Below are 12,506 nucleotides of genomic sequence, written 5' to 3'. Positions count from 1 at the left end.
GATTTCTACTATGTCTGGTTGAAGAGGGCTTTAAGCGGTGTTGATGTGGTCGCCGGTGTCCCCACCCTTGTCCCTAGGTTCTATCCGGAGGCTTTCTTCAGGGATGGTGTTGAGGTCGAGACACAGTGGAGGGTCTTCGCACCTAGAGAGGTTAGTGAGAGCGATGGCAGGACGAGATACCTCGGTGTTGGGGATGGCTTCACCCATTTCAAGGGTCTCCTGAATAGTGCTTTCAAGACAATGGCCGATAGGCTTGCTGATAACGGTGTCCTGGTCACATACTATGCCCACACCAGCCCAGAGGCCTGGGAGGCTCTTCTAGAGGCTGGGTGGGTTGTGGCTGGTCTGAGGGTTACGGCGAGCTATAGTGTTATTACCGAGTCTGCTCAGAGGGTTACGGCGAGGGGTAAGGCTAGCCTCGACACATCTATCATCGCGGTTTGGAGGAGGGGTTCTTCTGGGGAGGCCCTGGCTGATGAGATCTATGCTAGGGCTGTTGAGGCGTGTAGCGGCTATGCTGATAGGGTTAGGAGGGCTGGTTATATGGGTGTTGATCTCTTTGTGGCTGTGCTCGGCTGTGTTCTCTCGCAGTTCACCCAGTATAGGAGTATCGTGGGGGTTGGGGATCTGAGGAGGGGTGGTCTTGAAAGGCTTATCAAACAATATATCTACCCAGCTACTGCCGAGGCTATCGCAAGATCTCTCGGCGCCTATTCCGTTGGCGTGAGGCTAGGCTCTGCATCTCTCTTCTACCTACTTATAAAGGTCCTTGTCGAGAGAAGGCCGAGAGCTATTAGAAGATCTATTGATAGGAGCTCGGCCATAATATTCTCCATAGGCACAAGGAACGAGCCTGAATACCTGCAAAACCTGAATATTATTAAAAGGGATGGGGATAGATTCACACTCCTAGAGCCGGGGTTTATAAGTGATTTGAAGGCCTCGCTGGAGGAGACCCTGGTTGAGAGGGGCATAAAGATCTCCTCACCGGGTGTTAGAAGTGCTATAGATGCTCTCCACATCCTCGAATACCTAGCAATTACACTGCCTAGGGATATGCTTATGAGGAGATATAGCGAGCTCCGCTCATCCCACCCCAGCGTTGTTGAAGAGGCCATGGCCCTTGCAAGGATCCTCTATGATGTATTGCCATCCGAGGATCCTGAGAAGCGAGCTATAGACATACTTATACGCTCCCTAGGTATAGAGACTCAAAGAGGGCTAGATCAGTTCTCAAAGAGATAACCCATATGGGGTGTCGAAATGGTTCTCCTAGGAAATAATAAGATCCGGGAAGATGTATTCGATGAAAGCCTCGACGAGAGGCTAGCCCCCAGCCTAGGAAACGTTATCCTGGGCCTAGAGCCTGAGATATATACCGATCCCGGGAGATTCTTCTCGATAACACTGATAACAGAGCAGATAACAGATATACTCAGCAACATAGCCAGGGTGCTCAATGGAGAGCCTGGGAGAAAGGTGGTTCTCCTAAGCGCGTTATTCGGAGGGGGCAAGACCCACACGCTCATAACCATCTACCATGCTCTGAAGGCCCCTAACCACCTCTACACAGCTATAGCTGAGAATCAAGAGATCCAGGGGCTGGTCAGAACAATAGCAGAGAGGCTGAGCAGCATATCGGGATCCACCGATGTTGTTGTTATCGATGGAAACACGGCTTCACTAGCTCCCCACCCAATAGCCCCTCTAAGGATAGGGGGCTATACGGTGAAGACCCTATGGGGATATATAGCCCATGCTCTAGGCAGCTACAGCTCTCTGAGGGAGTATGATGATAAGGGGGTACCGCCTGAGATCGATACTCTTGTTAAGCTCTTCTCGGATAGACGTGTAGTTATATTGATAGACGAGATCGGGGCGTATATTAAGTCTCTATATGAATCAGCCGATCCAGGTCTAAAGACATATGCCTCTGCGGTAGCAACGTTTATGGAGAGGCTGGCAAAGGCTGTTGATGTATCTAAAAGTGTTGTGCTAGTGGTCTCCCTGCCGGTTGTCGTGGGTGGAGAGGGTGATATCAAGAACATCGAGAGGGTATATAGATCCATAGAGGATATTCTAGCGAGCATTGCAAAGGCTCTGGGCAGGGTTTCCCCGATATATATAGAGCCTGTATCTCCAAGGAATATACCCGCCCTTCTAAGAGCAAGGCTTTTTAGCTACATCGATACTGCTAAGGCCTCGGAGATTAGATCATCGCTCCTCAATGTATATAGGAATAACGAGGTTTTTGACCAAGATCTTGCGAAGAGGGTTTCTACACATATAGTGGAGACATATCCATTCCACCCCCTCTACATAGATACGCTGATAGATATCCTGGATAAGCATGAGATGCTCCAAAAAACAAGGGATCTTCTGAGGATAAGCAGGGCGATCCTGAGATCCATTGCGAGGGGCGGAGAAGGCTATGAGCTTATAATGCCCTGGCACATAGACCTAGCAGATCCCTCGCTTAGCGCATATCTACTAAAAGGGTTTGAGGGGTTTAGAACCGTTATAGAGAACGATATAAGGGATAGGGCTAGAAGATATGAGAAACCACTCCTAGCAGAAATAATTGCTAAGGCTCTACTTGCTAGGACATTCGTCTATGGAGGGGTCTTAACACCTAAGGTAGAGGTGTTCCCAACACAGTACGAGCTCGCGGTGATGGTTTATGAGCCATATATCTTTGGATCCCAAGGGATCCTGCCAAAGGATATAATAGATGCTATAAGCTGGATCAAGCAAAACCTGGTTCATGTCCTCGAGGATGAGGCCTCTAAGAGGCTGTGGTTCACACATGTTGTGACACCTATAAAATATGTTGAGGACACAGCAAGAAGTATAGCTGATGCTGATGCTGTTAAAGAGGTTGTTGAGCTCGCTAACAGGCTTCTCACACAGGAGATCACGTCTCTTAAGAGTAGAAGGGGTAGGAAGGCGGAGCGTTCGAGGATATTCGATGAGGAGCTATCGACTGTTTCCTATAGCTGCGAGAGACTCGACTATGATAACCCAAGATATATCCTCTACGCATGTATAAACATCCCAGAGGATATTGGTAAGCGTGTCGCTCTCCTAGAGGAGATAACCTATAACACCAAGAGCGGGGGGAGTAGGAGATATGCTAACACGATATATATAGCCTACCCCTCTACGGAGAGATTTCGAATCGCCCTGGAATATGTTAGAAAACATATCGCCTGTAAAGAGGTTGAGAACAGAGGGGTTATAGATCTCATAGCCAGGGACTTCAGAGAAGAAGAGAGAAAGATCGTGGTAGAGATTTTAAAGGGTAAGTTGAGGGACTACTGCAACAACGTATATGAGAGAGCCCTTGAAAACATCTTAACAATGTTTAACATAGTTACATACCCCACTTACAGGGATGGTAGAAACACTGTTGGGGAGGCTGTTATAGAGAGTAGAGAGACTATAATGAAGAGCGCCGAACATGCTCTCCAGGCTATGCAGCCCCGCAAAGTATACTCGGAGATGGATTTCTACACCCTCTCATTTCTACTTAGAAGCATAGGTATAGATCTGGCTAATATGGATGCACCTAGAACTGTTAGAGAGGTTGTTGAGTACTTCTACTCAAACCCAAGACTACCTGCAGCACCTGGGGATATTATTAGGAGGGCTATAGCTGAGGGTGTTAAGACGCTCGATATTGGGATTGCCTGTAACGACAAGATCTACTATAAGGTTATCCAAAGATGTAGCTCTGAGAGGGATTGCCTAGCCATAGAGGTTGCTGAGGGGGAGGATATATCTAATATATCTAATGACTGCCTCGTCCTGCCATGGAGAATAGCGCTTATCGATCAGATGAGACGCCTTAGAAAGTCCCAGGCGATGCATGGTGGGGCTATGGTTGTGATCCAGCATTTCTTGAAGATCGGTGAGAAGCTCTACGATGTGGAGGAGGTATTGTCCAACATAGATAAATACGATCTCGGAACTCTGAAGAATATGCCTCTTGTCTCACTAGAGAGGAGAGTCTCTGTAACCCTAAAACCAGATTCCGTGGAGATCGATGCAGACCCTGGTGAAGATATTGAGAGGACTTTTCTACTCGAAAGATCAGGTCCGTTTGAGGGTGAGGTTATCCTCCAGATTGATAGAGGCCATGTGGAGCCTGAGAGGATAGCCATAAATAACTCTACCCCTAGAGCCGAGATCAGGTGGAGGTTAAAAGCTCCCGAAGAAGGTGGGATAATCAGCGCGGTTTTAAAGGCAATAGATATAAGCGGGTCTGAGCTGGCATCGGCAAGAATCTTTATCAAGGTTAGGAAGGAGGAGGCGAAGTGCTTCAAGGGACTCCCATCGCCTGGCACGAGGATTGAGAGGATAGGTCTAGAAATTAATCAGCTGAATCTAAAACCCCTTAAAATCCTGAGCACAAGGTTTGGACAGCTCATAGTATCTAGTGGCAGGCTTGAGCTAACCCTTAGAAGGGGCGATATATCCTCTAGGGTGGGTCTAGAGATTGAGAACACAAATATAGATGAGGCTGTTAGGATTATACAATCTATTATCTCAACTCTATCCCTGGGGGAAACATCGATAAGCCTTGTAATGAGGCTAAGGGCTAAGGAGCCTATATCAATGCCTGGACTTCCTGAGAAGGATATAGATGATCTACAGCCCTATATAACAGAGATATGCGTGGGTGACTAGGTTATGGGCAAAGAATATAGCATCGAGAGATACCTAGTTTTCAGCAGCAAGAAGGTTGGGAAGAAGATAAAACGATTGGTAGACGTTGTTAGGATATACCCTTATAGACCCGTGGAGCGTGGAAAACCTCTTTTCGAGGCAAGGGTGGGTAGGGATTATGTGGTTGCCTTTCTAAATGCCCTCTCAGCACCCTATAAGATTTACAACAACGTTATCATCGTAGAGGGCGAGGATCCGGATTACTATGTAAGGAGGCTGGTCATATACACTGGTGTTAAACAGTTTTTAGAGGCAGTGCCGAGGGAGCTCATGGATATTGCTGTAAATGCGAGCGAGATCGAGGCTGTCTTCTGGTATTCAAAATTTGTGGAGGCATATGAAAATATAGGTTACTGGGGTGTATATAGGGTTGCAAAAGCCCTCAGAACGATCTACAGGCTTTAATGCCTCACCAGCCCTCCATCTGGTTAGAGCTGTTATTGAGGGTTTCAAATACCATCCATATATATTTATTCTGAGGCAATTTAGATCTGGAGACCCGGTGTACCCCTATGCTCATCAATTAGAGCTTATCCTAAACCTCTTCCCTAGATATCCTATAAGGGTTTTGATAGGTGATGAGATAGGTCTTGGGAAGACCATAGAAGCTATAATGATTATAAAGTATCTCCGCGAGATAGGCCATGCTAGGAGGGTCTTAATACTCGTTCCAAGGGTATTGGTTGAACAATGGGTTGGGGAGCTGAAGAGATTCGGCTTCGCATATACAGAGATACGTCGTATTGAGAGAGACACTATAGATGGGCTGAGAAGTCAGGGATTCCCGGAAGGGGTTTACATAGCATCTATAGATCTTACTAAGAGATCTGGTTATAGAGAGCATTTGCTGAAGATCGGATGGGATGCTATAGTGGTTGATGAAGCACATAGAGTTGGGAAGGTGGGAGGTAAGGAAACCCAGAGATTCGAGCTTGTCTCAGAGTTAGCGGGCAAAACACCCAGTATAATCTTGTTATCAGCTACACCTCACAGGGGTAAGGTAGACGACTATATAGGGAGGATAAAGCTTGTAGACCCCTATTTAAAGGCGGGCGAGAAAGAACTTGATACAGAGAATTTCTATAGATTGATAAACGGTGTATTGGTGTTTAGAAGAACCAAGCTGGATGTGAACGAGGTTTACGAGAGAAGACGTGTTTTTACAAGCTGTAGATTCAAGGCCAAAACTGTTAAGGCTACTGAGGCCGAGCTGGAGTTCCATAGGAAGCTGATAAAGTTTCTAAGAAGCATCCTCATAAAATACTATACAAAGGTGGGGGAAGAACCTAATGCCTTAGGACTCCTGCTTGTGTTGCTAGCTAAGAGGGCATCATCAAGTCCAAAAGCAGCCCTTATAACGTTGAACAAGATCATAGGGAGGAGATCAGGTATTATACGATCTGAGGAAGCTGATCCAGGAAAGCTTGATAAGGAGGCAAAAGATATAGTCAACACCCTTCTCGGACATAGCGGGTTTGAGGAGTTTGGAGAGGCCCTTGAGGATTATGGTAAAGCTGATAAAGCTGATATCGATGATATTCTAGATAGCTTTGCCGAGAAATGCTCGGCTCTGCTTGACAGCCCAGATTATATAGAGGTTTTTAAAGAACTTCATACATTAGCCAAGAGGATCATCAGGGATAAAGGCGATTCTAGGCTAAATGCTGTTATAAAGCTTGTTGAGGAGCATCTCACGAATGGAGATAGGGTTGTGATATTTACAGAGTTTAGAGATACCGCTGAATATATATTCGAAGCGCTGAAGAATAGATTACCAGAAAAGCTTTCCAGAAGAGTAGCACTGGTAACATCAAGCAATATTATCCCACCAGAGACTGTTGAGAGCAAGCATAGGGAGAAATACGACATAGAGGATGTGAAGACGTGGCTCTCCAAAGGATATGTAGATGTTATAGTAGCAACCGATGTTGCCTCAGAGGGATTGAATCTACAGTATGCAAATATTGTTATACATTATGAGCCGACTTGGAGCCCTATAAAAATTGTTCAGAGAATAGGCAGGGTGTGGAGGCTTGGGCAGAATAGGGATGTGACTAGCTATACTGTTTTGCTAACAGTTGAGAGTGATCTCAAGGCTTTGGAGGTTCTCTATGCCAAGCTCCTCTCATGGTATATATCAGGTGTAGAGAAAAACGTGCCTATAGGGGAGGAGGTTGAGCTGGAGATAGATATGCTTAATAAGCAGAGAAGCTCCAATATAGATCTATCTGTATTTGTGCCTCTACAGGATGAGAAAGGAGAGAGGGTACAGTTCAGCGAGTACAGGGCATGGTTAGAGCTTATCCGCGGTGGGGAAGCTCTCGAAAAATATATTAAGAGAATACTAACGATGTTGAAAAATCTAAAGAAATTCGCTGAAAGAGTTGCATCAGGGAGTAGCGAAAGATCCACCAAAGTTAGAGAAGTGCTAGATAACATACTAGGCGGGGTATATGGGGAGGAGGCTATGAAGGTTTTACAAAAGCTTTTAATATCCATAGCAAGGCTTAAAGGTTATAGCATTGAGATCAAAGAAGATAAACACTACATTAGAGACCCATACGGATCAGATATGCCATACATATTCAGACATAACGATATATCCGCTATCTACGAGGTTATTATGAAGGAGGTTATAGAGAGAAGAGGTGACGAAGAGAAGATCTATGAGAACCCTATTGTAATAGCCAAAATAGACTCCGGCTACACCGAAATCCTCTTATATAGAGTTGAGGCAAGCATTAAAGAGAGACCATTCTATAGCGAAGTGGTTGGAGTTGCTAGGGATAAAGCGGGCTCTATAAAGATTGTTAAAGGTGTTGAGCTACTAGAAATTGTTGCTAAAGCCGTTGAAAATATCGTGGGGGTCGTGCATGAAGCTACAGAGCCTGGTATTCAACTAGCACAGGATAGGGTTCGGAGCAATGTTGCTGATAGGCTTAAACGTATACTCGTACCATTCCAAGAATATTTAAGGAAGGTTGAAGAAAGATTCAGCTCTGAACACGATAGATGGGAGCCGAGGAATATATCTGGAGAGCTATTGATAAGGCCCACATATATTGGGAGGATATATACCGTTGCCTCTGGAAGCGATGGATCTGCTGGATCGCCACCCCCAATAGCTATTGAAGAGGTTGAGAAAAGGGCTATGGAGATCGCTATGGAGTATGAGAGGAAATGTGGGAGAGATCCTGAGGATGTGAGTATGTATGAGCATTACGATATAAAGAGCGTTGATCGTAGAACTGGTGAGGTTAGATATATCGAGGTTAAGGGGAGGAGTGGTAATTATATAAGGGTTGAGCTTACAGAGACGGAGTTTGAATATGCTAAGAAGCTAGGGGATAAATATTGGCTATATATAGTCTATAACATCGCTGGAGATCCTCAGATTATAGCGATTAGAGATCCTGTGAGGAATGTTAGGTGGCAGGAGATCGGTGTTAAGAGGTTTAGAATGCTGGGTTAGAGTATGCCTCTCAAAGAGATGATCTATGGTAACGCGAGAATACAGATCTATGGTGGCTGGAGGGAGATTGGTGGGAACTGCATAGCTATTATAGATGGTGATAGAAAGCTGGTTTTCGATAATGGTATAAGGTTTCAAATACTTAGACAACTATATGGCGGAAGGGTCGAGCCTCTAGGACCTGTTGAGATGCAGAGCTTAAACATCATACCGGGGGCAGAGGTCTTTAGAGATGCTGAGGCTCTCTATATCTCGCATGCCCATCTAGATCATCTTGGACTGTTATCGATCATACCCAAGGATGTGGAGATAATCATTCCAAGCCGATCCATTCTAGAGGATACGGTTTTCAACTGGTATAGAGGTTCGAGAACATGGCTAGCCTATGTGTTGCCTGATATACACTCTAGAATCTCGGAGGCTTCTATCTTTAAACAGGATGGACATAACGTAATAGCTATACCTGTGAGTCATAGCGCCTATCCTGCATATGCCTTCATATATATGGGGAAGAATGTTACTATCTTCTACAGCGGCGATCTAAGGCTCGAACCTCTAACAAATAGACCGGAAACAGATCTTCAAGAGTCTCTCCAGAGGTTAGGAATAGATGGTGTAGATATAGCTATTATCGAGGGAACCAACTTTAGCGATGAGCTAGAGCACTACCCACTCACACCCCATATGTTTAGATCGATCCTGCTTGATGCGCTATCACACTATGATCTAGTCGCAGTCTCCATCGATCCTCTTGATCTCGAGATGTTCCAAGCCCTCATAGAATACTCCAGGATAGGTGGGAGAAGAGTTGTCATAGCATCCGATAGGATCCTCTGGATGCCAGAATATCTATATAGAGAAGGTAGGATAGATCTATCCAGCATCGCATTAGCATATATAGATATGGAAACACTACCTACATCGCTACCCATCGAATATATCAGCCTCGCTGAGGAGGTGTTGAAGGAGAAAAGCAGCTATATCGTTATCTTCGAACCTATAACAATGCTGGAAACCCTAAGAAAGCTAAGACTATGGAAAGAGGATCTTTTCCTCCACGACTCCATAGCATATATAACAAACCCAGAGCCGAGAGAAGCTATGAGAGAGGTTGAGGAAAGAATCATCGCTAAATGGCTAAGAATACTTGGATTCCAGGTCTATAGACTCCGACTCTCAGGACATTACTATCCACATCAATTCACAGATCTAATCAAAACTCTAAAACCCAAAAACATAATCCCAATACACACGGAAAATCCAGAATATATGAACAGGATATATGAGAAGCTTAGAAAAAACAATCACCCCCACTAGGGACACCCTCTACCAAAGGAATCGGTATTTAGTCCCCATCAAACAACCCTTGATCTGATCATATAATTTAACATAGCAGATCATAAGAAGTCTCCTTAACTTCAAGATAGCTTCGCTGACTATAATAATGGAATATTGATCCCATTCCATAGTTGTTTATCTCGTTAGACTAATGTTATTTCTAGCAATAATTATTAATAGCAATATGAGTAAAGATAGAGATAAAATGATTAGGCTATCGAGTGGTTTCGCTATGGAATTCTGCCCTCAATGTCATGCTCTGATCATGCAGGATAACGTTATATGCCCATACTGCGGCTATAACCTCCTTTATAATAACAAAGATAAGTTTCTGAACTATATGGAAAAGCTTCTAGAAAGGGAAAGGATAGAGGCCAAGAATGAGGCTATTAAAGATAGGGTTCCAGCTGAGGTGATAGATTTTTCAGATTATGAGAGAATTGTAACGTTAAGCACATATTCTTTGAATCCATTCCATTTTGCCACCGAGACTAGCTTTCCGGGATATCTGCCTATGAGTATGCCTCTTTGCATAGCCTTTCTGAGTGCTTCTCTTAGTCCATAGTTAAGTAGATGCCTGCTGCTATAGACGTCATCATCGTCAGACACGATTAACATATATGAAGGTGTATAATAATCCTCAGACTTAGCTGTGTGGGCGTGGATAAGGCAGAATTTTGCATATGCTAGCGCAGCATATCTTAACATCTCTGCATCTTCTTGATCACGTTCGATAAGCACGTTATACCATCGGCGGGCTAGCTCCTCATATACCGTGGCTGATCTCGTAGTGTTTTTTCCATAGCTTGTGGGTAATAATTAAAGGTTTGTAGCAGTTATATTATAAAGATTTTTCTTAAGGTAAATAAGTTTTAACTTGGTTTAGGAACTGAGTAACTATTAAGGTGATCAACAAAAAGTGTATTGTGAACACCCATGCTCATATTAACTATTAAATCTAGTAATTTATATATTAAAAGGGGGTTCTTGCTTTTTTCTGTGTTGGAGTCGCATTGATAGCTGTTGTTTAAGATCTTCTGTGAGTTTGTTAAAGCTTTCGCCAGATGTTATGGTTAGGAGCATTGAGATATTCTGATTGTTAATAAGCTTTCCAAATGATCTTAAGAGCTGTTCCACCTCTCTACTCTCTCTAATAAATATGGGTGTGAGGTGTAAATGGAATATAGTAGCGTCTATATGATCGAGGATTGTGCGGCGCTTGAGCTCATTAAGTTTCTCATCGAATTCCTCTATATAGCTAATTAGGTTATTTATCGCCCTCAGCCTCTTTACTTCAGCGAGGAAGACTATGTTTTTTCTAGTTTCGTCTACAACTGCATAGTCGAATGTTTTCCCTATCTCTATTAGGTTAGGTTCTGGATAGAGATATAGATTATTATTTTCTAAGAGATCTTGTATGGCATAATAGACTAGGATGGTGAAGAGAAGAGTTCTAGAAGTCTCTCTTATAATTAAGTGGGGCTTTTGATTGATGGATTTTGCGATGCTTTTAACAGCACTTTTAGAGGTAGATGGAGCACTTGAGGAGCTTAGATCGTATTGTGCTACTTCCAGGAGTTTTCCAGGTTCTAAATCTCCTCTTTCTATTGCATTAAATATCTGGTTTATAAGATCAACCCTATATGTTGATGAAACAACCCTCAGCCCGGATAATTCGAGAGGCTCTCTAATAATTTTGAATCTCCTCAATGTTTATGCAAGCCCTTCGGCTTGTAGGTATTCATCCACAGTTCTACCCCAGTACTGTATCTTCTTCTCTGGTGTTAGCTTTAGCAGGTTGTTCACATGTTCCTCAAGCTCTGTAGGGCTCATGCCTCCATATAGCTGAACCACTTGATCGATTTTTCTAGCGAGATCCCCAGCTATCTGAATGTTAAGCCTATATCTTTTGGGCGGGTTTCTAGGGCGGTATATATAGAGCGTCTTTGGATATCCATCATCATCGTACATCGAGAGCCTTATCCCGTGCACCTGGGGGATGCTATCAGATCCGAGGATCTTTTCCTCGATTAACCCCCTCTCGACCAGGACATCGAGATCATCATACACATCTTTCGAGAAAGGGCCGTAGAGCCATACTATGAATCGGTAGCCAGTAAGTCCTTGGGAACGCACAACCCTGCTGCCCTCAAGGTCATAGTGTTCTACTAGGAATAAGAGCTTCTGGATCTTCTTACGCCCATAGACCTCGCCATACTTATCGAAGAGCCCTGATAACAAATACAATAACACATGCTCGCGACCCATACACCACACCCAACTATACTATACATTGACCACTATATCCTTTTCCTTTTTTCCTCCAGTTTCCTAACATACTCGCGGGCTTCAATGAGTTTCTGTACCTCGGCACCATAGACTAGTGCTTTGATTTCGGGGCCTCTGATACCTAGCAATCCGTTGACGAAGTCTTCTAGCTCATCGCCAGTAATATATCTATAGGAGCCACGCACTGCCCGCAGCTGACGGCGGATCCTGAGCCACTGCGATGATGCAGCCCCCGTGAGGGGCTCTAGAGAGATGATGGTAGCCTCAGTGGGGGTAGAACCCTCGCCCATCAAGGGCGGGGAGCCGTCAGAATAGAGGTATACGTGGAAGCGTAGCCCGAGACGTAGATTCCCACGCAACCTTATATCATTGTCCATCTCTTCGGCATATGATGCTAGAAACACCAGCTTGGTAAGCTTCTTAGCATCACGGCCTCTATTAAATATTCTTCTCTCATCAGCAAGCCCTGCGATCAAGGCTAGAACCGCGATCTCATCTCTGCTAAGGTTGGCAAACAATGCAAACCCCACCTCAATAATATTTGCTTAAACTTATAATATCATAGTTCCTCCCCGCCCTAAAGAAGCAAAGGATTCTGCTGGGATCTCGAGCATTACCCCTTTGCGGGGGAGGCTATCCACTAAAAAGAATCTTTAAAACATATCCCCATCTTAAAGGC

The 12,506-nt window shown here is 44.4% G+C and carries 9 protein-coding genes; 5 read left to right on the top strand and 4 right to left on the bottom strand.

Going from position 1 to position 12,506, the window contains the following annotated elements; genetic code table 11:
• The 5 genes from QXE01_03725 to QXE01_03705 all read left to right on the top strand — a co-directional run.
• Positions 1 to 1,245, top strand: a 1,245-nt coding sequence (locus QXE01_03725) for a hypothetical protein (GenBank protein ID MEM4970343.1), incomplete at its 5' end; no start/stop codon positions are given.
• 18 nt (positions 1,246 to 1,263) lie between these two features.
• Positions 1,264 to 4,689 carry a DUF499 domain-containing protein gene (locus QXE01_03720; protein MEM4970342.1) on the top strand — a complete coding sequence of 1,142 codons (3,426 nt, stop codon included), beginning with the start codon at positions 1,264 to 1,266 and terminating at the stop codon, positions 4,687 to 4,689.
• A gap of 3 nt (positions 4,690 to 4,692) precedes the next feature.
• Positions 4,693 to 5,133, top strand: a complete 441-nt coding sequence (locus QXE01_03715) for a hypothetical protein (GenBank protein MEM4970341.1) — start codon at positions 4,693 to 4,695, stop codon at positions 5,131 to 5,133.
• Positions 5,099 to 8,200 (top strand): DUF3883 domain-containing protein, encoded by a 3,102-nt coding sequence (locus tag QXE01_03710; protein ID MEM4970340.1) that lies wholly within the window; start codon positions 5,099 to 5,101, stop codon positions 8,198 to 8,200. The genes QXE01_03715 and QXE01_03710 overlap by 35 nt, the downstream gene beginning before the upstream one ends.
• Positions 8,201 to 8,203: 3 nt before the next feature.
• Positions 8,204 to 9,517: a hypothetical protein gene (locus tag QXE01_03705; protein MEM4970339.1), complete on the top strand. Its 1,314-nt coding sequence runs from the start codon at positions 8,204 to 8,206 to the stop codon at positions 9,515 to 9,517.
• 450 nt (positions 9,518 to 9,967) lie between these two features.
• Here QXE01_03705 and QXE01_03700 read toward each other — a convergent pair whose 3' ends face one another.
• The 4 genes from QXE01_03700 to QXE01_03685 form a co-directional block, all read right to left on the bottom strand.
• Positions 9,968 to 10,279 carry a hypothetical protein gene (locus tag QXE01_03700; GenBank protein MEM4970338.1) on the bottom strand — a complete coding sequence of 104 codons (312 nt, stop codon included), beginning with the start codon at positions 10,277 to 10,279 and terminating at the stop codon, positions 9,968 to 9,970.
• A gap of 225 nt (positions 10,280 to 10,504) precedes the next feature.
• Positions 10,505 to 11,248, bottom strand: coding sequence for a hypothetical protein (locus tag QXE01_03695; protein MEM4970337.1), 744 nt, complete (start codon positions 11,246 to 11,248; stop codon positions 10,505 to 10,507).
• Between the two features lie 3 nt (positions 11,249 to 11,251).
• Positions 11,252 to 11,806, bottom strand: a complete 555-nt coding sequence (locus tag QXE01_03690) for a Panacea domain-containing protein (protein MEM4970336.1) — start codon at positions 11,804 to 11,806, stop codon at positions 11,252 to 11,254.
• A gap of 32 nt (positions 11,807 to 11,838) precedes the next feature.
• A complete protein-coding gene (locus tag QXE01_03685) occupies positions 11,839 to 12,345 on the bottom strand; it encodes a hypothetical protein (GenBank protein ID MEM4970335.1) in 507 nt (168 codons plus the stop codon).
• Positions 12,346 to 12,506: the final 161 nt, after the last annotated feature.

Source organism: Sulfolobales archaeon (assembly GCA_038897115.1).
Taxonomy (GTDB): domain Archaea; phylum Thermoproteota; class Thermoprotei_A; order Sulfolobales; family AG1; genus AG1.
The sequence above is the reverse complement of the archived record's forward strand: the minus strand, read 5'-3'. Positions and strand labels throughout refer to the sequence as shown.